This window comes from Mesorhizobium sp. M2C.T.Ca.TU.002.02.1.1 (assembly GCF_003997225.1).
The window spans coordinates 1-20,621 of sequence record NZ_RZTO01000016.1 but is presented as its reverse complement, the minus strand read 5'-3'; the positions used below and the strand labels follow the sequence as shown (position 1 = coordinate 20,621).

Genomic DNA, 20,621 nt, shown 5'->3' with positions numbered 1-20,621 from the left:
GGCATAGATGTGGATCGGCTCACCGATCTTGCCCGATGTCATCAGCTCCTTGGCGGCGGCGTAGCGCGGATCGAAGCGCAGCAGGTAGCCGACGCCGAGCTTTACGCCCGCCGCCTCGCAAGCCGCGATGATGGCCTGGGCGTCGTCGACCTTGGAGGAGATCGGCTTCTCGACGAAGACGTTGATGCCGGCTTCGGCCACTGCAACGGCCGGCGCCAGATGCAGATTGTCCGGCGTGCAGATCGAGACTAGATCGAGATCGCGTTCCGAGCCCAGCAGCGCCTGATGGCTGTCATAGACCTTGCAGCCCGGCGCCTTGGCCGCCACGGCCTCGGCCAGCGCGCGGTTGGGATCGACGATGGCCGCGAGCTCGGAGCCCACCATGTTGGCGAAGATGCCGGCATGCATGGAGCCCATGAAGCCTGCACCAATGACGGCGACGCGACGGCGCTTGATCATGTCGGGTTCCTTCTCAGTTGCGGACGGGCACTCGAAGCGGCGACCTCGTCGGCGAAGCGGCGGGTGATGGCGTCGGGCCGGGTGATGGCGCCGCCGACGACGATGAAGCGGGCGCCGAGCTCGAAGCAACGGACGGCCTCGTGCGGCGACCATATGCGCCCCTCGGCAACGAAAGGCAGGCCGGCACGGGCGAGTTCCTCCATCAGGGCGAAGGCGGGGCCGCGCTGGTCGCTGGAATAGTTTGTGTAGCCGGCCATGGTGGTGCTGATGAGGTCAGCGCCGGCATCGAGCGCGCGCCGGCCTTCATCGAGCGTGGCGACGTCGCCCATGGAGAGCCGCCCCCTCGCCGCGATGCTGGCGAACATCGCCTTCAGCTCGGCTGGGCGCGGCCGGGCAGTGGCGTCGATCGCGACGATATCGGCGCCGGCCTCGACGACGGCGGCGACGTCGTCGAGCGTCGGTGTGATGTAGACCTCGGTGTCGTCGCGCCTGGACTTGATCAGGCCGATGAGCGGCACGTCGACCGCCGCGCGGACGGCGGCGACGTTGGCCACCCCCTCGATGCGGACGCCGGTGGCGCCGCCCAACACGACGGAGCGCGCCATCGCGGCGATGTGGCCGGGAGCGTCGAGCGGCAGGCCGGATTCGGCCTGGCACGACACGACCAGCGTTCCATCGAGTGTGGCGAGCAAATCGCCCTGCTTGGCCTGCACCGGGGCATCTCCTGGAAGAGCATTACCCTGCTAACCAAGCGTGGATGAAAGTTTTTGTCAATAAATTATTTTCGATGAAAATTTCCGTCAGGCATTTTTGAACTCGCCAGCATCGCCGCGCCAAGCAGGCCGGCATCGGCGCCCGCACGCGCGGCGAGGATGGGACGCCGGTAGACGCGCGGCAGGTCGAGCGAGCGCGCGTGCAGTGCCTCGATGAAGCCGCCGGCGAGGCCGACTCCGCCGCCGACGGCAAAGCAGTCGACATCGACCGAGGCCGTCAGGTCGGCAAAGGCGTTGACCAGTGCTGCGACCGCGCCGGCGATGATTTCCGCGGCATTGCCGTTGCCTTGTTCCGCCGCCGCAAACAGCTCCGGCGCGGTAACCTTGCGGCCAAGGCGCGCGCTGCCCAGCCGCGCCAGCGCCGTACCCGAGGCGACCGTCTCCAGGCAGCCGCGCCGGCCGCAGCCGCACAGGATGCCGCCGGGCTCGGAGCGCGTGTGCCCGACATGGCCGGCGAGCCCGGTCGCGCCGCTTTCCAGCCGGCCATCTATCACCAGCCCGCAGCCGATGCCGGTGGAGACGGTGAAGAAGGCGAAGTTGCGAAAACCCTCGCCGGCGCCGATCGTGAATTCGGCCCAGGCAGCGGCCTGGGCGTCATTGACGACGAACGGCGGCATGCCGAAAGCGTGTTCGATCGCCGAGGCAATCGGATAACCGTCCTCGATCGGCAGGGTTTCGGGGTTCAGCGCCGTCAACGCGCCGTCGCGCACGATGCCGGTGGTGGCGACGGCCACTGCGCCAAAACCGCTTTTCGGCGCAAGCCCAGCGATGGCCGCGATCAGGTCGTCACCCCTGCCGGTGCGTGGCGTCGGCGCCTGGCGGCGGTTGGCGATCCTGCCGCCACGCACTTCGGCTGTCGCGATCTTGGTGCCGCCGATATCGATGGCGAGCACCGGCAAATCAGAAGCTGCGGTCACTCACGACCTCCGCCGTACGGCTGAGCTCGACCAGCCGCTTCGGATCCTGCCTGGTCATCTCGGAGACCAGCGCATCGACGATGAGCAGCTGGCTGATCTTCGACGGGAAGGCGCCGCCAGTGAGCGGCGTCTCCGGCCAGGAGGCAATCAAAGCCAGGTCGCAGACGGCGATCAGCGGGCTCTTCGAACGGTTGGAGATACCGATGACGAAAGCGCCCTTGGAGCGGGCGAGCTCGGCGACACGCACGGCGTCGATGGTCGAGCCGGAGCTCGAGATCACCACCTGCACCGTCCCCGGCTGCGCGGTTCCCGCCGCCATAACCGCCAGATGCGCATCGCCTAGCGCGCGGCTGAACTTGCCGATGCGGGTCATCTTGTAGGCGAGATACTGCGCCGTGACGGCGGAGGCGGCGATGCCGAAACACTCGACCACGGAAGCGTCGAGGAGTTTTCGCGACGCGACGGCGACGTCTTCGCGAACGATCAGTTGCTCGGTCTCGCGCAGCGAGGTGATCGCGGTTTCGACCAGCCGCTGGATGTCGTCGGAAGGAGAGCCGTTATCGCGCGCCCGTTCGTCGGTCGCCAATTCCTTGGCCAGCGCCAGCTTGAAATCCTGGAAGCCGGAAAAGCCTTGGTCGCGGCAAAAGCGCATGACGCTCGCCTCAGACGATCCGGACGTTTCGGCAAGCTCGGTGATGCTCTGGCGAAGCGTGGCGTCGGGTTGCGCCAGCACCGTCTCGGCGACGCGCGCCAGCGCCGGAGTCATGTCGCCTGCCGCCGCTCTCAGCGAGGCTATCAGCGCGTGTGTCATGCAATATCCCTCAAAAGCTTCCTGGTGTGAGCATGATCCTGTCCAAAACCGGTTCCCACCTTTTCGGGATCATGCTCAGAAATGTTCCGCCACCCAGGGCGGCGATCCGGCAAAGAGCTGGTCACAGCGGCGTATGTCAGCCGAGTCGCCGGAAACGAGGCCATACTGCGCCAGTTTCGAGGCGCTGCGAAAGCCCGTGAAGAGCTGGGCGAAGGCGGTCGGTTGCAGGACACCGCGCCGCCCAACGCCCCGGCCGCCTCGCCTACCTCCGCCTTGCCCGCGCGGATGTCGATCTCCAGCGGCGGCGCCTCGCCGATGCGCAACGCGAGCCGGGCTGCGTCGACATGGTAGCCGCGCTGGCGCAGCGCGGCTGCGGGGTCGAGCACGCGCAGCAGCCACTCCTCCTGATGCGCAAGCCGCCAGCCCTTGTCCGGCATGGCCGCCACCAGATCGTCCTGCGGAGCGCCGTGCCAGCGCACCGCCGGATAGACCGAGCGGAAACGGGCGAGGAAGGAGAGCAGGCCAAGCGCCGCCTCGGGCGAAGCGGCAAACCAGTCCCGGACCTCAAGACGCGCCTCGTTGCCCATGTCGAGGATCAGATAGGCGGCCTCGCCCTCGGCCAAATAGGCGGCGAGCGCATCGGTCGGCGCGCGGCGCAACTCGTTCCAGTGCGCCATGCCGCGCACGAGCAGCCCGGATTCGCGCAACGTCTTTTCGGCATAGGCGCCGGCCAGCCGCTGATCGTCGAGTTCGACGCGCTCGAAGCCAAGCCGGCTGGCGGAGGGCAACGCCGCGGTCTCGGCCTCGTAGACAATCTCGTGGCCGGCGAGCTCGAAGCCCGCCTTGCGATAGACCGGCCGGGTCGAGGCAAACAGCGTCGCGACCGCCGCGCCATTTGCCTTCGCCTCCTCGCAAAGCGCGTCGACCAAGGGAACCGCGAGGCCCTGCCCGCGCCGCTCCGGCGCGATCGCCACATGGGCGATGTTGACGGCCCGCACCGGTCTGCGGTGGAAGACATGCGCGGTTTCGAGCAAGGCCGCGCAAGCCATCGGAAGCCCGTCCTCGCCGCGCAGGAGCCTCAGCGAAGCCAGCCCGGCATTGGCGATGTATTCCTCGGACCGGGTCCTGCTGAAGCCGAACGCCCAACTCAGCAGGCTGGCGATGCCGGCGGCATCCACGGCGGTCGCCGGTTCAAGTTTGAAGTTTTTTTTCATTTCGCTTCCAAGAATGACGCTTTTCATCATAACTTGAAAACGGCAATGCGCAACAGGCTGCTTGGTTCAGCCCGCAAGCCCGCCAAAACACAGGTATTTCAGCTCGAGAAAGTCATCCAGGCCGTATTTGGAGCCTTCGCGGCCGAAGCCCGATTGCTTGATGCCGCCGAACGGCGCCACTTCGGTCGAGATCAGGCCGGTGTTGATGCCCACCATGCCGTACTCCAGCGCTTCGGCAACCGCCCAGACGCGGCTCGTATCCTTGGCGTAGAAATAGGCGGCGAGGCCGAACTCGGTGTCGTTTGCCATTTCGATGACGTCCTTGACCGTGTCGAAGCGGAACAAGGGCGCCAACGGGCCGAACGTCTCCTCCCGGGCGACCGCCATCCGGGCGGTTACCCCGGTCAACACCGTCGGCTGGATGAAATTGCCGCCGAGCGGATGGTCCGGGCCGCCCGCGACGATGCTGGCGCCGTGCGAGACGGCGTCCTCGATGTGGCGCCTGACCTTGGCCACGGCGCGGTCGTCGACAAGCGGGCCGATTTCGGTCCCTTCGGCGAAGCCGTCGCCGACCTTGAAGGCTTTGACGCGACGCGCCAGCTTCTCGGCGAACGCGTCGTAGATCCCGCTCTGCACATAGAGCCTATTGGCGCAGACGCAGGTCTGTCCGGCGTTGCGATATTTCGAAACGATCGCGCCTTCGACCGCGGCATCGACATCGGCATCGTCGAACACGATGAAAGGCGCGTTGCCGCCCAGTTCCATGCTGAGCTTCATCACCTGCGCCGAGGCTTGCGCCATGAGCGTGCGGCCGACCTCGGTGGACCCGGTGAAGGTCAGCTTGCGGACCTTCGCGTTTTCACAAATCTCGTCGCCGAAATCTGAGCTCCTGGTGATCGGGACGATGCTCAGCAGCCCGGCCGGCACCCCTGCCCTTTGCGCCAGCACGGCCAAGGCCAAGGCGGAGAGAGGGGTGAGCGCCGCCGGCTTGAACACCATCGAGCAGCCCACCGCCAGCGCCGGAGCGATCTTGCGCGCCACCATCGCCGAGGGGAAATTCCAGGGCGTGACGGCGCCGACGACGCCGACGGGTTGCTTGATGACGACGATCCTCTTGTCGCGCGCATGGCCCGGAATCGTGTCGCCATAGACGCGCTTGGCCTCTTCGCCGAACCACTCGATGTAGGACGCGCCGTAGAGGACTTCGCCCCTGGACTCGGCGAAGGGCTTGCCCATCTCGGCGGTCAGGATCGTCGCCAGGTCGTCGAGACTGGCAATGGTCAGGTCATACCAGCGCCGCAGGACGGCGGCGCGCTCCTTGCCGGTGCGGGCCGCCCAGTCCTTTTGCGCGACATGGGCCACGTCGATGGCCTTGGCGATCTCGGCGCGCGTGAAATCGGGCAATGTCGCCAACACTTCGTTGGTCGAGGGGTTGGTGACATTGAACGTCTTTCCGGACTGGGACCGGCCGAGCCATTCGTTGCCGATCAATCCCTGTTCCCGGATCAGATCCTTGTCCTTGATCTTGCCAAGCAATGTCGCTGATACGGCCATGGTTCAGACCCCTTCACTGGATTGCGAGTGGCCCTTGAGGAGAAGCGCCCGGGCCTGGGCGATAATCGGTGCGTCGATCATCCTGCCATCGACGAGACGCGCCGCGCCGTCCTGGGCAGCATCGACGACGCGCTGCGCCCAGCGCAGTTGTTCGGCGCTCGGACGAAAGGCGGCGATGACGTGCGCGGTCTGGGCAGGGTGGATGCAAAGCTTGCCGCCGGCGCCGTGATCCAGGGCCTGCCGGCATTCGAGGGTCAGCCTGGCGGTATCCGTCACCTCGAAGGACGGGCCGTCCAACGGCAGAGCCTTGTCGGCCGCCCTGCTGGCGATGGCCAGCCACATCATGGCATGCGCCTTGAGGGCGTCGGAAGCGGCCACGCCCAGGTCGAGGGCGAAGTCGGCGGGTCCGAAAGCCAGTGTGGCGACGTGAGAATGACCGGCCAAAGCGGCCGCGGCCTCCAGCCCACGCGCCGTTTCGATTAGCGCAATGATCTCGACGTCGTCGCCCAACGACTGGACGATCGCATCGAGCGTGGCCGGCGACTCCGCCTTCGGCAGGCATAGGCGCCGCAGCCCCAACGCCTTGAGCGCGGCAATATCCTCACTGTGCCAGCTGCTGTCCGCGGCGTTCACGCGCACATAGGCGGGGTTGTGCAGGTCCAGCACGTGGCGGAGGTTGGAACGGGCGCCGTCCTTGGCGGCAGGCGCCACCGCATCTTCGAGATCGACGATCACCGCATCGGCGCCGGACCGATCGGCCTTGTCGAACCGTTCCGGCCGATCCGCCGGGACGAACAAGGGCGCGACCAAGGGGCGGCGTTGAGTGCCTTGCGGGCTCATGGCGCGAGATCCTGGCCGACATCGGCTTCCATATGAACGACACCGTCATCGCCCTGGGTCCAGAACTGTCGCCCGTCGGGCGAGGCGGCGACGGTGAGGTGGCGGCCGGCGATCGCCGGCGCGACGCCCCGATAGCGGAAGGTCGCCGGGATTCCGGTGCCGCGAGCCGCCGCGAGGTTGAACATCAGCGTCGCCTGCAGCGGGCCGTGGACCACAAGGCCCTCATAGCCTTCCGTTTCGGTGGCGTAAGGCAGGTCATAGTGGATGCGGTGGCCGTTGAAGGTGATGGCCGAATAGCGGAACAGCAGCGTGGACGACGGGACCAAGGCCCACGATGCGCCGACCGGACGGCCAGGCATCGGGGCGGTCTTATCGCGGCCCGATGCGGCGGGCTTCGGCGTCGCGGCCTCGCGATAGACGATATCGTGCCGTTCGCTCAGCGCGATGCCGCGTGCGGTGTGATAGCGGTGGTCGACCGCGACGAACCAGAGTTCACCAGACCTGCCTTGCTTGCGCACGACGTCGCGGATCGTGGAGACCCGACGGACCTCATCGCCGATCCGCAAGGCATCGTGCATCTGCAATTCACCACCCGCCCACATGCGGCGCGGCTGCGGCACCGGCGGCAAGGACAGGTTTCTGGCCGGATGGCCATCGGCTCCCAACTGGTCCATCGCGGCGATCGCCGGCGACAGGCACCAGTGGATCCCCAATGGCGCGTGGCCGGCGGCCAACGGTGCGAGATTGGGCTCGAATATCGCTCTGAAGCTCTGCACGAGGCGCTGCGAAACGACATCGAAGCTTTCGCTTTGACGGCCAATCCAGTCGGCGAACGGTTTCTTCCCGGTCGTGTCCACTGGCCTTGTCCGTCAGTAGGAACGTGGCATTCCGAGCACATGCTCGGAGAGGTAGGACAGGATGAGGTTGGTCGAGATCGGCGCCACCTGGTAGAGTCGGGTTTCGCGAAACTTGCGCTCGACATCGTATTCCTCGGCGAAGCCGAAACCGCCATGCGTCTGGATGCACGCATTGGCGGCCTCGTTCGAGGCATCGGCGGCCAGCATCTTGGCCATGTTGGCTTCGGCGCCGCAGTCGAGGCCGGCCTCGTAGAGGCGCGTCGCCTCGCGGACCATCAGCTCGGCGGCGCGCGTGTTGGCGTAGGCCCTGGCGATCGGGAACTGGATGCCCTGGTTGGCGCCGATCGGCCGGCCGAAGACGTTGCGCTCGCAGGCATAGGCGGAGGCCTTCCTGATCAACCATTTGGCATCGCCGATACATTCGGCGGCGATCAGGATCCGCTCGGCATTCATGCCGGAAAGGATATAGCGGAACCCCTTGCCCTCCTCCCCAACCAGGTTTTCGACAGGGACCTCGACATTGTCGAAGAAGACCTCGGTCGTGGAGTGGTTCATCATGGTGCGGATGGGCCGGATCGAAAGCCCCTGCTTGAGCGCCTCGCGCATGTCGAGGATGAACACCGAGAGGCCTTCGGTGCGCTTGGATACCTGGTCTTTCGGGGTCGTGCGGGCAAGCAGCAGCATCAGGTCGGAATATTCGGCCCGGCTTGTCCAGATCTTCTGGCCGCTGACGACGTAATGATCGCCGTCCCTGCGGGCGAACGTGCGGATGGAGGTCGTGTCGGTTCCGCTGCCGGGCTCGGTGACGCCGAATGCCTGCAGCCTCAATTCGCCGGAAGCGATCTTCGGAAGATAACGCTGCTTCTGCTGCTCATTGCCATGCCGCAGCAGCGTGCCCATGACGTACATCTGCGCGTGGCAGGCGGCGCCGTTGCAGCCGGCGCGCTGGATCTCCTCGAGCACGGCCGCCGCCGCCGAAAGCGTCAGGCCCGCCCCGCCATACTCCTCGGGGATCAGCGTCGCGAGGTAGCCCGCCTCCGTCAGCGCGTTGACGAAATCCACAGGGTAGGCGCGGGCGGCGTCGAGCTTGCGCCAGTATTCGCCCGGAAACCGCTCGCAGAGCCGACGCACGGCCTCGCGGATCTCCTCGTTGTCGACATCCTTGAACATCAAGCACTCCCCGCGGCACGTGCCTGGGGACGCGCGTCTCCAGCGAGTTCAAACAAACCCAGCGAGCGCACCGGGCGGTTGCCGGGCAGTGCAAGGATGGCGCCGATCAGCTCGTCGGCGCGTGCTGGCGAACTGCCGCCGGCGATGAGCTGCGCGCGCGCTTTCTCGGAGAGCTCGGTCGCCGTCACCGGATTGCCGGGATCTCCCTTGGCGTCGTGTCGCGCGGCGGAAAGACGCCGACCGGAAGCCGTCTCCACCACGATCTCGGCGCCCCACGATTCGGGGTACGCAGCCTCGATCCCAGGCGCCAGCTCGACGTCGACTTTCTTGCGTTCGCCGGCCATCCGCCGCCGGGCATCGGCATCGAAACTTGCCTGGTCGACGCGGCCGTCCGCGAGCGCGATCGCCACCGTGTGCTGGAGCGAGAATTTGGCGCTGTAGGGATCCTCCGGGATGGGCCGGTCGCACACGTCCAGCGCGGCCCGGTAAGCTCCGACCTTCACCTTGGCGATGGCTTCGCCGGCTATCTCCGCGTGCAAGGCAATGGCGCCGTCGATCGCCGGATGGGTATGGCGGCAGCAGGGCCAAGGCTTGATCGAGGTGTTGATCAGCTGCCAGGCCCGATCGGGCCCAGCCGTCACGGCCTCCGGAATCGGATCGGGGCACAGGCCCGCATAGAATCCCTTTTCGCCCTCGAGGATGTTTTGCGCGCCCGTGAACCCTTCCCTGGCCAGGAACGATGCAAGGACGCCCGATTCCGCGGCCCGGGCCGTGTGAAGATGCTTGCTCATGGCGCCCTCGGCCAGGAACTCCCAAAGCCCCGACGACTGGGTCCCGGCGTTGCCGAGCGCCCAGACGGTCCTGTCGTCGTCGAGGCCGATGAGCTCGGCCACGGCAAAGGCCGCGCCGAACGGCCCGCAGGTCGAGGTGTTGTGCCAGATCCGGTAATGCTTCTTGCCGACGGACATGCCGACGCGGCAACAGGCTTCATATCCCGCCAGAACCGCGCGCAGGAACGCTTCGCCGCCAAGGTCGTGATCATGGGCCACGGCCCAGGCCGCGGGAATGACGACGCTGCCTGGATGGGTCACCGAGTCCCGGTGCAGGTCGTCCATCTCCAGGATATGGGACAGACCGCCGAGATAGAACGCCTTGCGGGCCGTATCCGCCTGCGCCGGCGGCGCAACCGCCTTGAGCATGCGGGCAGGTTCGGTCGGCAACGCGCCGAGCGCGCAGCCGAGCGTATCCAGGACGAACAGCGATGCCCATTCAAGATCGCGTTCGGTCACCGGCTTTTCGCGGATCAACCGGGTCAGGTCGCGGGTGAGACTCATGACGTTCTATTCCCTATCCGTTGGGATCCCGCCGTATCCGGCGGACCGAATTCCCGTCGCAAGGCCACATCGTGTTCACCGAGCGAGGGCACCCTGCCCAATTCGGGGCGCTTGCCATCGACCGTGACGGGCGGCGCGAAAAGCTCTATCGGACCAACCGCGGTCTCGACCGCGACCCTGGTCGCGCTGCGATGCACAGCCAGGTCCGCCATGGTCGACACGCGGCCATAGCCGATGCGCACCTGGTCCAGCAGTTCGCACAAGCCGGCCATCGTGTAGGGCGCCAGGATCGCCTGCACACAAGCGTCGAGTGGCTCGCGATTCTTGATGCGCAGCACGTTGCGTTCGAATCTCGGATCCGTCGCCACCGACGGCTGGCGCAGGACGCTCTCGCAGAAGACGGCCCATTCGCGTTCGTTCTGGACGGCGATCAGGATTTCCCCGTCGCTGACGCGAAACAGCCCGTAAGGAGCTATCGACGGGTGAGCGAGGCCAAGCCGGCTGGGCTCCTTGCCGCCGTAATGGCGCGCCAGATACGGTACATTCATGTACTCGGCGAGGGTGTCGAACAAGGAGACCTGCAGGTGGGCCCCTTCCCCGGTCCGCTCGCGCATGATCAGGGCTTCGAGGATGGCGGCATAGGCGGCCTGTCCCGTGGCGATATCGGATATCGATATGCCGACGCGCGTCGGACCCGACGTCGCCGATCCCGTGACGCCCGCCAGACCGGCTTCCGCCTGGATGAGCAGGTCATAGGCTTTCCGCTCGTGATCCGGCATTCCTGGCGCGTAGCCGCCGATGTCGCACACGATCAGCCTCGGGAACCGCCGCCTGAGGTCTGCGCTGCCGATGCCCAGCCTGTCGGTGGCGCCGGGCACAAGGTTCTGGACGAACACGTCGGCTGAGGCGAGCATCGCCTCGACCAGCGCCAGATCATCCGGCTGCTTCAGGTCGACGGTGCAGGACTGCTTGCCGCGGTTGTTCCAGATGAAATAGCTCGACAGGCCGTGGACGTAGTCGTCATAGCCGCGGGCGAAATCGCCCTCGGGGCGCTCGAGCTTGATGACGCGCGCGCCGGCGTCGGCCAGCCGCGACGTCGCCAGGGGCGCAGCCACGGCTTGCTCCAGCGAGACGACGGTCGTTCCCTCCAGCGCGCCTGGCATGGCTCGCTCCTTATCCTGCTTTTGCGACAGCATCGCACCGGAAGGGTCCCCTCCGTCAAATAGCGTTTTGTAATGGGAGGTATAGCGAAACGGCACAGTCGGCCGTGCGTTCGTTGCACCCCTAGCCGAACAGGTCAGGTCGCTGGCTTTCGTCGGAAAGCTCGGCGCTCCAGGCCTGATCCTTCACCAGCTGACGCAGTATGTCCCACGATAGCTGGCCCACGGCGCGCGGAGCCGTCTGCAGGGGGCGTTCCGTCGAATAGGCCAGGTACACTTTCCGGGTGATCGGCGGGTCCTGGAAACTCCACGCCCGGAACAGGCCGGCCTGGGCCTCGGCATTGATCGCCATCCGCGGCAGGATCCCGAAACCGATCCCGCGCGCCACCAATCGCTTGATCTGGGTATAAGAGTCGATTTCGATCGCCGGGTTGATGGCGACCTGGACCGATGTCGCGACGGCTTCGATCAGCTCGCGTAGACCGTGGCCTGGCCCCGGCACGACCAAGGGCAGCCCGGCGACGTCGCGCAGCTCGACGGAAGAGCCCTGAAAGTCGTCAGCGCCCGCCATGGACGGATTGGCAAAAAGACAGATTTCCTCGGACAGGCCGTGGTGAACGGCGAGCCCCCTCGGATTCGACGTCGCGTAGATCATCGCGAGGTCGACTTCGCCGCGCTTCAACCACTCGAGAATGTAGCCGCTCATCGCCTCGACGACGCGGATGCGCACCTCCGGAAAGCGCTCGCGCGCGGCCTCGATCAGCGGCGCCGCGAGAAGCTCGCTGACCGTGCCCGGAAGGCCGAAGCGGACTTCGCCGCGCGGCGCGATCGCGGCTCCCCTGACGCTGTCGCTGATTTCCGCGAACTCGGCAAGGATGCGCTTGGCATGCACCATGAGCCGCGCGCCGGCTTCCGTCGCACTGACGCCATGCGGCCCGCGATGCAGGAGTGGAAGCCCCAGCTCCTCCTCCATATGCCTGACATGCTGGCTTAGCGCTGGCTGCGCCACATGGAGCTGGGTGGCGGCTTTCGAGAACGAACCGCTTTCGACGACTTGGGAAAAATATTTAAGCTGACGAAGATCCAAAAACGGCGCCCTATCTATCGAAGGCTACCGTATAAGATTTCGTTATTGAGGCAATGGCAAAATAGCGGCGATCCGTCTATCCCTGCCCGGATAAGACCGCGTCCGCGCTGCCCTTGGATTTCCTGACACGCCCCGCCAACCGCCGGACTTCGTCGATCAAGGCGGCGAGCACGGCGTGTTGGGGAGCGCCATCCGGTGGCCGAACGATGGCGATGGTGCGGACCATGTCGTTGTCGCCTATGGTATAAGCGCTGAGCGCATGCTCCTCCAGTTCGCGCGTCACGCTGGAATGCGGCAGGATCGTCGCGTACTGCGTGCCCTTATCGGCGATGACGGCTTTCACGGCGCTGAGCGAGTCGAGCTCGAGCTCCGGCTTCAACGCAATGCCCCGGTGCCGGTAGACCCGGTCGATGATCCGTCTCAACTCATGGATCTCGCTCGGCAGTATCAATCGCAGCCGGCCGATGTCCTCGAGCCGGCGTGGCGTATCGTCCGGGCCGCCCGCATAAGACATGACCAGCACGAGGCGCTCGGCGAAAAGGTCGACAACGTCGAACCGATCCGGCGAACTGGGCCGGTAGGTCAGCGCGGCGTCCAGCCGGCCGCCGCGCATGAGACTGGCCAGGTCGCCGCTATAGGCTTCAACCACATTGAGCGTGACACCCCGGTACTGGGCTCCGACAAAATTGCGGATGTCCTCGAGAAACAGCGGTGCGATGGTCGGGCATATTCCAAGCGAGATCTCACCTTTGAGCTTGTCGGAACGCTGTCGCACCGTGCGGACGGCGTCATCGAGCCCCTCGATGTGCAGGCGCGACTGGCCAAGCAGGAAGCGACCCTCGGTCGTGGGCTCCGCACCGCGTCCGCTGCGTTTGATCAAGGCGATGCCGACTTCCTTCTCGAGCAGCTTGATCTGCCGCGTCAGCGACGGCTGGGCCACTCCGATGGATTGGGACGCACGGGAGAAGCCGCCATGCTCGCAGACTGCAATGAAATAGCGCAGACGCCTGAGGTCGATGCCTTCCATGCCCTGCCTCCCGCTAGATCGTGATGCGTTTCGTTGAACCGCCATCACGATCCAGCTGCTCTTTGTTGAAGCACGATCTCTCTCCGAAACCGGTTCCCACTTTTCGGGATCATGCTCTACCGGCCTGTCACGCGGTCGAGGAGCCTCGCGATCCACGGCGTCGTTGTCGGCTCGAACAGCGGGTTGACGTCGGGGACGAGAACGATCTTGTGGCGCGGAAGCCCGTCGATGACGGAGAGGCGTCCCCTATAGGCCAGCCACCACACGATGAACACGCCGACAAACCAGAAGAGGACTTGCCAGATCAGCAGCGACGGCACTCCCGGCGCAACGACGGTCCCGGCGAAAACCGGCTCGCTGAAGAAGCTGTTGCCGAGGATCGCACCGGGGCCGAGCGCAAAGAACGCCCACAGCAGCGTCAGGGACCATTTTGCCGTCGTGGCCGCCTGGCTTGCGTTGCGCGCCCGTTGACTTTCCTCGAAAGCGTCGTGGAGGCGATCCCTGCGATCACGCTCGAGGCCGGCGCGGGTGAACAGGCTGACCAGCAGGCATGCCGCGAAATTGGTCGCCAGTCCCCATCCCGCGGAATGGACCGATAAGGGCCAGCGGCCCCATGGCAGGTCGACAAACAGCCGCTCGAACAGCACCAGCCCAAAGCTCTCGGTGAAGACGACACAAAGGCTGCCGACGATCAAACCGGCGAGCACGCCGCTGCGGCTGATCCAACGCACCCAGCACAGGCCGAGCACCGCCGGCAGCAGTTGCATGGACAGGCTGAGCGTGAGGGACGAGAAGATCGTCGCGCCGAGCGGCGCGAAGCTCGCGATCGCGGCAATAGCGCCATAGACGAGAGCCAAGGTCACGCGAGCGGCAAAGCGGCTCGCACGTCCGTCCATCCCCGGAATGACATAGCGCGACGTCAGCTCGATGGTGCACACCGATGCACCGGACCCGGCGAAGAATGCCACGGCGATCTGGCCCGACGCGACCAGAAGGACGGTAAAGCCCACCGCCACCATCGGATCGAGGGCCGCCAGACGGGTGGCGAAGGCGCTCAACGACCCGTCGGCCGAAATCTCCGCGGCCAGGACCGGCCCGACCAGCATCAGCGTACCGGCCGCGAGTCCGGCGATCATCCAGACCTGGCCGAATGCGAAACCGCGGCGCGGCGCGCTCGTGACGCTGAGGAAGCTGAAGCCCGGGCTGAGCGCTATGCCGCCCAGCGACAGCGCGAAGGTCAGTCCCGCGAATGTGGTCCACAAGCCCCCGACCGGCAGTTCCTTGCCCATGCCGGCGCTGAACTGGATGACACCCGGTATCTTGTCCGCGAGCACGCCGCCGGTTGTGCCGATGCCGTTGGCGGCAAACGCCAACCTGTCGATCGCGAAGCCCATGAAAGCGCCGAAAAAGACGATGAGGGCCAGCATCAGCAAGGACTGGGCGGCGACGAAATAGGCAATCGCGCGCCAGCCGCCGATCACGCTGCAGAGGAACAGCGCGAATGCGATCGACCAGATCGCGAGCCCGGACGGCACGTCGTTGGCGGTCGCGGCGCTCACCAGCGCGCCCGCTTGGGACAGGCACATGGCCGCGAAGGGGATGCTGAAAAGGAACAGCACGAACAGCATGTAGATGCGCAGGGTCGTGCTTCCGAAATAGCCGCCGAGCAGCTCGCCGAGGGTACGCAGCGAGGTCAGCCGGGCGGCGAGCCAGATCCGCTTCTGCGTGATGGTCGCGGCCAGGGCCACGCAGATGAGGCCGACGGCGACCTGATTGTACTGCAGGCCGAAAGTGGAGAGCAAACGCAGATGATCGGGAAGGCCGAGGCTGGCCAATGTGACGCCTACGCCGGCGAAGATGATCACCCATGGCGGCAAGGCCAGGCCGGCATCGACGAAATCGCCAGGCTGCTGGGCGTGACGGCCGCTGATGGTCGCGAGATAGAGACCCAGGACCGCGACGATGCCGAGGACGGAAACCAGCAGTGGGGTCATCGACCGTCTCCCGGCGGGCTGGTTCGATCCCGGTCGCCCGCGCGGAAGTCGCGGATGACGTCGAAGGCGTCAAAGGCCTGTCGCGCCCCGAACCGCGTGACCAGGTAGAAAACGATCACGGCTCCGGTCGCGATGAACCCGATGCTGACCGGCACGAAGTTGCGGGCGGCGAAGGACGCGCTGACCAGCGACAGGATCACGAACAGCACCAGCGCGAACCCATAGATGACGAGACCGAGCCCCAGCTCGCGGGGCGAAAAGCCTGTCCCGTAGACCACATTGACGATCACATGGGCGACAAAGCCGGCCAGGACGGCCGCGAACCCGGCAAGGATGTAGGGCGCTCCTCCCCGGCCAAATCCGTAGTCGAACAGGATCGCGGCGGGCAAGGCCGCCGCCAGCCAGCACGCCATGACCAGGACGTGGCGGTCCAGCGCTTCGTTTTTGCCGAGCGGGGTCATCGAATGGTCTCGCTAGTTGGGCTCGCAGATCAAGGGCGCGTTCAGTCGTCCTTGTCCTTCGGCGTCTCCTGCCCCTGGAAGTTCCGGAACGACATGCCGCCGGCGCTTCCGAGGTTCTCGATCGGCAGTCCCAGATCCTTCATGAGGCCATCCACGAAGGCGACCTGGGTGCGATATTTCATGGCGGAATTGACGACGCGGTCCGTCATGTTGCCGCCGCCCGAACCACCCTCGGCAGCCCCGGCGGTCTCGGAGGGACTGTTGAGGCCGGGCAGGCCGTCGACCTGCAGGATCTTGATCGACTCGATGTTCTCCATCGGCTTGACGGTCTCGCGGATGATGCTCGGCAGGTTGCGGACGAGGTTCTCGTAGATGGCGCTGCGCCTGCTGGCGTCCGAGCGGGTGTTTTCGGACTCGTTGAGCATGCGCTGTCCGGCGGCGTCCTTGGCGTAGCGGACCTCGGCTGCGTTGGATTCGGCGATCTCGGCGAGCGCCCTGAGCTCTGTCGCCTCCTTTTCGGCCTTGGCCGAAGCGACGACGCGCTGGGCGTCGCGCTCGATTCTAGACGAGGACTGGATGAGCTCGACCCGCTTGATGCGTTCGGCCACTTCCTCTTCGCGGGCGCTGTTGATCTGCTCTTCCATCTCGACCTGCTTCTTCAGAGCCTCGGCGGCCTCGGTCTTCGCGTAGGCCTCCTCGATCGACTTGTTGATGACGGCGATGAGGCGTTCCTTGTCGACGATCTCGACCTCTTTCTGCTGCTCGATCTCGTATTTATCGACGAACTTGCGCGCGGCGATGCGCAACTCGTCGATCTGCCGGTTGGCGGCGATCGAGGCGTCCTGGATCTCCTGGAACGCCTTGGTCTCGGCGAGCTTGATCTTCTGGTTCTTCTCGATCTCGAGCTGGACGATCTCCTCGTCCACCCTCAGCCGCTCGACATCCACGTCGTAGCGTTTCTGGAGGCGAGCCTTTTCCTGATCGGCCTCGGCAAGCTCATTGCTGATGCGGACCTCTTTCGACTTCGCCACGGCCAGCAATTCGATCGCCTTGTCGGTCTCGATACGGTGCGCCTCGGTCTCGCGCTGCTTCTCCAGCCTGGCCTGGTCGACTTCGGCCGTGGACGTCGTCTCGATGATCGACAGCTCCTGGCGCGAGCGGATTTCCGACTCCTTCACATGCTGCTCGTTCTCAATCCGCTCCGCCTCGACTTCCCGGCGGTTCTGAATCCGCTGCATCTCCAGCTGCCGCCGCGACATGATCTCGGTCATTTCGGTCTCTTGCTGCTTCTTGATCTCCAGCGAGCGCACCTCCGACTGGGTGTTTATGCGTTCGGAATCGATCAGGCGATCCTTGGCGATGCGGATCCGCTCGGCCTCCTGCTCGCTGCGGATCCTGGCGTTCTGGATGCTGATCGTGGAGCTCGATCTTTCGGCCTCGATCTCGGCAAGCTGATTGGCTTTGCGGATTTCGATCGCCTGCGCCTGCTCGATGCGGGCGTATTCGAGGTCGCGCTCGATCTCCAGGGCCCGCTGCTCGGTCTCGAAATCCTTGAGCTTGATGCCGATCCGCGATTCGTTTTCGATGCGGTTGCGCAGCAGGCGCCGCTCCTCGATCTGCTCGGTCAGTTGCGTCAGACCTTCGGCATCGAACGCGTTCGAGGGATCGAACACCGAAATGTCGGTCTGGTTGAGGCTGGTCAGGGAGGCGTTCTCGAGCTCCAGGCCATTCGACCCGAGGGTCGTCGCCGCCAATGCGGCCACCTCATTCATGTAGCGGCCTCGGTTGGTGTGGATTTCGTCCATCGTCATCGTGGACGCGATGGCCGACATCGCATCGACGAACCGGCCCTGGACGATCTCCTTCAGCGCGGCCGGGTTCTGGGTGCGCTCGCCAAGGGTGCGGGCGGCGGTCGAGACGCCGGCTTCCGTCGGCACCACCCGGACGAAGAACTCGGCGATGATGTCGATGCGCATCTTGTTCCTGGTGATCAGGGACTGCTCGCCGAGCCTGCGGATCTCCACCGGGATCGCGTTCATGTCGACGCGCGTAATGTCGTGGACGATCGGAATGATCAGCGCGCCGCCGCCCATCACCACCCGCTCGCCGCCGAGGCCGGTGCGCACGAAGGACTGGTCCTTGGACGAGTGCCTGTACAGCCAATGCAGCAGATAGACACCGATCGCGATGATGATCGTTACGAGAATAACGACTGCAATCACATCTGAGCCATTCATGAGAATATCCTCCACTTAACCGCGGGCGCCGGGCATGCCGGCGCGAAGATTGACAGCCCTCAGAAACGCTCCTCGCCGGCGACGGCGAGGACGATCATCGAGACGGCGATGAGATTGACAAGATCGGCAATGGTATAGAGCACGATGACGGGCGCCACGTGGCCGGTGCCGATGACGACGTCCACGAAATGCAGGATCGGGTATATCGCCCAGCCGATCGTCATGATCAGCCTGATCCAGAAATAGCCGAGCCGGATCGGCCGCGTCGACTTGCCGACGGCATCGGCCATGGCGCCGAAATAAGACTCGCCAAGGATATAGAGCCAGAATGCGATCGACAGCAGCACGCCAAGGGTCGGGTTGAATATCCGCGCGTCGCCAAGATAGCGGGCAAGGACCATCAGGAGCGCCGCCGCCAGTGTCCGCCAGAACACGCCGACCGGTACTTTCCCGGCAATGCGCGCAAAGAAGAACAGCGATGCGACCTGCATCGGCTGGACGACGAACCAGGCGACATATCGGGAGGCGGCGCTGAGCTGCTGGCCCGCCAGCCAGATGTTGGAGGCCGCGTAATATTCAAGACCCGACGCCAAAAGGGCAACGCCTGAAAGCGCCAGCGGGACGCGCCACCGCTCGGAGGTCCATGTCAGGCCCAGCATGGCCAAGGCGGCCGTGGCGAACATGGCGAGGGTCGCGACGCTGAGCGCGGTGCTGACCACGGCGCTGGACTGAAAGAGTGTAGCAAACATGGGCTTTCCCTAGACCTGGGCTCTGATGTGAGGGGCGCGGCCGTAGAGCGCGACCATCGGCAGGATCAGAAGACCGAAGATGAATTGTTGCCATTCGTATTTGAGCCCGATGCCGATCAGGAAGGCGCTCAACACCTGCAGCACGAGAACACCGATCACGGTGTAGCCATAGCCACCGTAGCCGCCCATCAGCGACGTCCCGCCGATGACGACCGCGGCCAGGGTCGTGAAAAGATACTGATCGCCAACCCCGATGAAGCCGCCGCCGCTCCAGCCCAGAAGCAGGCATCCCGTCAGGGCGGCTGAAAAGCCGCTGATGGCATAGGCGATCGTCCAGTATTTGAACTCGGAAACGCCGATCAGCTTGGCCGAGCGGCGGTTCCCGCCGAGGGCGTAGATGTAACGGCCGAAGGCGGAGTAGCGCAGTCCGACGATAACGATGACAGCGATCGCGATCCACAGGAGAATGGTCGGCGGAACCGCGAGGCCGAAAGTGCGACCGTTCATGGCGGCGAGATTCTGCAGCCACTTGGGAACGGTGCCGAAGACGTTGCCGCCGAACGACGATCCTATGCTGGTCAGGATCTGGACGAGGCCCGCGATCGAGAAGCCCATCCCGAGCGTCAGGATCAGCGCCTGGCCCTGCAGGCGATAGGACAGGACGCCGTTGAGGAAGCCGAGGGCGGCGCCGATCACCAGCACGAACAGGACGGCCAGCCACGACGGAACACCGAGCCCGATCAGGAACAGAAGCCCGATGTTCGAGGAGCCGATCACGAACGGGATCGACAGGTCCAGGCCGCCGAGCAGCGCCACCAGCGTCTGCCCGACGCAGGCGATGCCGAGGAAGGCCGCGAACAGCAGTATCGCCTTGATGTTGGCGGCCGAGAGGAAACCGTTGATCGTGAAGGAACTGATCACGATCAGCGCCAAAAGCACGATCAGGCCGATAAAGGCGCTGCGGCCATGGGCGAAGCGGTTGCTGACCTTGAATGCAAAGACCAGGATCGCTTCAAGGAGCAGGAAGGCGATCAGGTTGCCGAGGGTGCGGAATGACGGGACCGTGGCGGTGATCAGCAGGTAGATGATCAGCATCACCGCCATGGTGACGATCAGCACCCGATTGCCGGACCAGACGCCGCCGACCCCGGCGGGCGCTGCATTGTCCGTCTCCGGGGACGGAGCGCGGGTCTCGAAGATGACGGCGACATAGTTGATCAGCCAGAACAGCACAGCCGCCAGGACGATCGTATAGAGGATCACGATCTGCGCGCTGATCCCCTGCCAGAAGCCAAGCCCGAAGCTGATCGCGGCAACGACGAATGTTGCGGCAAGGTTGAACCATACCACGGCGCGTGATCGCGGAACGAAAAGGCCGCCGCGTCCGCCCTCGCCGAACGTCTCACTCATGGCACGCTCCCCGAGGATTGTCCGGTCGCCGAAATCCCTGGAACGTGGCTTTGCTCGCCGACGACCACGAAGAGCAACAGGATGAGCGCCGAGACGAAGACATAGATGAAGGCGCCGAGGCGCACCGAAACGGCTTCAGCCACGATGACGCGGACCGTGAAGGTCAGCACGGCCAGCACGGCGGCGAAACCGAAGACGGTCTTCTGCAGCGGCGTCAGGTCGGGCAGGACCGGGCCGCTTCCCGACTGCATGATCGGCAGCAGCAGATAGCGGCTCATCACGTCCGCGTCGGGCTTCAAGGCGCCGTCGGCGACGGCCGCCACCGCATAGGTGTCGCGGGTGCTGACATAGAGCATGATGCCGACGACGACGCAGCCCAGGACCACAAAGGCCGCAAAGGGCGAAATGAAATAGAGGTATCGCCCGATGACCGGCACCAGCAGGGTCAGAAGCAGCGACAGGACGAGGATCAAGCCGTAGAACAGTTGCGTCACGAAGGCCTGGGTGGCGCCGAAGTTGAACGTGGCCAGGACGTAGCCGATGAGAAAGAGGTTGAGCGCCCCAAGC

Annotated in this window: 18 protein-coding genes and 2 pseudogenes; all 20 read right to left on the bottom strand. The window is 65.3% G+C overall.

The window, feature by feature from the left end:
* Positions 1–459 (bottom strand): Gfo/Idh/MocA family oxidoreductase (locus EOD07_RS01925; protein WP_164772027.1); only part of this gene is annotated, 459 nt, incomplete at its 3' end.
* On the bottom strand, positions 456–1,172 hold the full coding sequence (locus EOD07_RS01920; protein WP_127233729.1) for an N-acetylmannosamine-6-phosphate 2-epimerase: 717 nt from the start codon (positions 1,170–1,172) through the stop codon (positions 456–458). The genes EOD07_RS01920 and EOD07_RS01925, both read right to left, overlap by 4 nt.
* A gap of 65 nt (positions 1,173–1,237) precedes the next feature.
* Positions 1,238–2,149 carry an N-acetylmannosamine kinase gene (locus EOD07_RS01915; RefSeq protein ID WP_127233728.1) on the bottom strand — a complete coding sequence of 304 codons (912 nt, stop codon included), beginning with the start codon at positions 2,147–2,149 and terminating at the stop codon, positions 1,238–1,240.
* Positions 2,133–2,960 (bottom strand): MurR/RpiR family transcriptional regulator, encoded by an 828-nt coding sequence (locus tag EOD07_RS01910; RefSeq protein WP_127233727.1) that lies wholly within the window; start codon positions 2,958–2,960, stop codon positions 2,133–2,135. Before EOD07_RS01910 ends, EOD07_RS01915 begins: the two co-directional genes overlap by 17 nt.
* A 75-nt stretch (positions 2,961–3,035) precedes the next feature.
* Positions 3,036–3,359 (bottom strand): sterol carrier protein domain-containing protein, encoded by a 324-nt coding sequence (locus EOD07_RS38345; protein WP_245469767.1) that lies wholly within the window; start codon positions 3,357–3,359, stop codon positions 3,036–3,038.
* A gap of 44 nt (positions 3,360–3,403) precedes the next feature.
* A pseudogene (locus EOD07_RS01905) lies at positions 3,404–4,174 on the bottom strand (GNAT family N-acetyltransferase); the annotation flags it as partial.
* 66 nt (positions 4,175–4,240) lie between these two features.
* Positions 4,241–5,728: an NAD-dependent succinate-semialdehyde dehydrogenase gene (locus EOD07_RS01900; RefSeq protein ID WP_127233726.1), complete on the bottom strand. Its 1,488-nt coding sequence runs from the start codon at positions 5,726–5,728 to the stop codon at positions 4,241–4,243.
* Between the two features lie 3 nt (positions 5,729–5,731).
* A complete protein-coding gene (locus EOD07_RS01895) occupies positions 5,732–6,568 on the bottom strand; it encodes a CoA ester lyase (RefSeq protein WP_127233725.1) in 837 nt (278 codons plus the stop codon).
* Entirely contained in the window at positions 6,565–7,425 is an 861-nt protein-coding gene (locus EOD07_RS01890) for a MaoC family dehydratase N-terminal domain-containing protein (RefSeq protein ID WP_127233724.1), read from the bottom strand. Before EOD07_RS01890 ends, EOD07_RS01895 begins: the two co-directional genes overlap by 4 nt.
* Before the next feature lie 12 nt (positions 7,426–7,437).
* Entirely contained in the window at positions 7,438–8,595 is a 1,158-nt protein-coding gene (locus tag EOD07_RS01885) for an acyl-CoA dehydrogenase family protein (protein ID WP_127233723.1), read from the bottom strand.
* Positions 8,595–9,884 carry an MmgE/PrpD family protein gene (locus EOD07_RS01880; RefSeq protein WP_245469765.1) on the bottom strand — a complete coding sequence of 430 codons (1,290 nt, stop codon included), beginning with the start codon at positions 9,882–9,884 and terminating at the stop codon, positions 8,595–8,597. Before EOD07_RS01880 ends, EOD07_RS01885 begins: the two co-directional genes overlap by 1 nt.
* A 41-nt stretch (positions 9,885–9,925) precedes the next feature.
* Complete coding sequence (locus EOD07_RS01875) at positions 9,926–11,092, bottom strand: CaiB/BaiF CoA-transferase family protein (RefSeq protein WP_127233721.1); 1,167 nt, start codon at positions 11,090–11,092, stop codon at positions 9,926–9,928.
* Positions 11,093–11,213: 121 nt separating this feature from the next.
* Positions 11,214–12,176 (bottom strand): LysR substrate-binding domain-containing protein, encoded by a 963-nt coding sequence (locus EOD07_RS01870; protein ID WP_073988881.1) that lies wholly within the window; start codon positions 12,174–12,176, stop codon positions 11,214–11,216.
* Between the two features lie 76 nt (positions 12,177–12,252).
* On the bottom strand, positions 12,253–13,203 hold the full coding sequence (locus EOD07_RS01865) for a LysR family transcriptional regulator (protein WP_164772026.1): 951 nt from the start codon (positions 13,201–13,203) through the stop codon (positions 12,253–12,255).
* 116 nt (positions 13,204–13,319) lie between these two features.
* Positions 13,320–15,197 (bottom strand): hypothetical protein, encoded by a 1,878-nt coding sequence (locus EOD07_RS01860; RefSeq protein ID WP_127233718.1) that lies wholly within the window; start codon positions 15,195–15,197, stop codon positions 13,320–13,322.
* Positions 15,194–15,658 (bottom strand): hypothetical protein, encoded by a 465-nt coding sequence (locus EOD07_RS01855; protein WP_127233717.1) that lies wholly within the window; start codon positions 15,656–15,658, stop codon positions 15,194–15,196. Before EOD07_RS01855 ends, EOD07_RS01860 begins: the two co-directional genes overlap by 4 nt.
* 41 nt (positions 15,659–15,699) lie before the next feature.
* A complete protein-coding gene (locus EOD07_RS01850; RefSeq protein ID WP_073988885.1) occupies positions 15,700–17,895 on the bottom strand; it encodes a flotillin domain-containing protein in 2,196 nt (731 codons plus the stop codon).
* A gap of 59 nt (positions 17,896–17,954) precedes the next feature.
* Positions 17,955–18,644, bottom strand: a complete 690-nt coding sequence (locus EOD07_RS01845) for a bacteriorhodopsin (protein WP_082369971.1) — start codon at positions 18,642–18,644, stop codon at positions 17,955–17,957.
* 9 nt (positions 18,645–18,653) lie between these two features.
* Positions 18,654–20,054: an ABC transporter permease gene (locus EOD07_RS01840; RefSeq protein WP_127233716.1), complete on the bottom strand. Its 1,401-nt coding sequence runs from the start codon at positions 20,052–20,054 to the stop codon at positions 18,654–18,656.
* Positions 20,051–20,621, bottom strand: a pseudogene (locus EOD07_RS37505) (hypothetical protein); the annotation flags it as partial. The gene EOD07_RS01840 and the pseudogene EOD07_RS37505, both read right to left, overlap by 4 nt.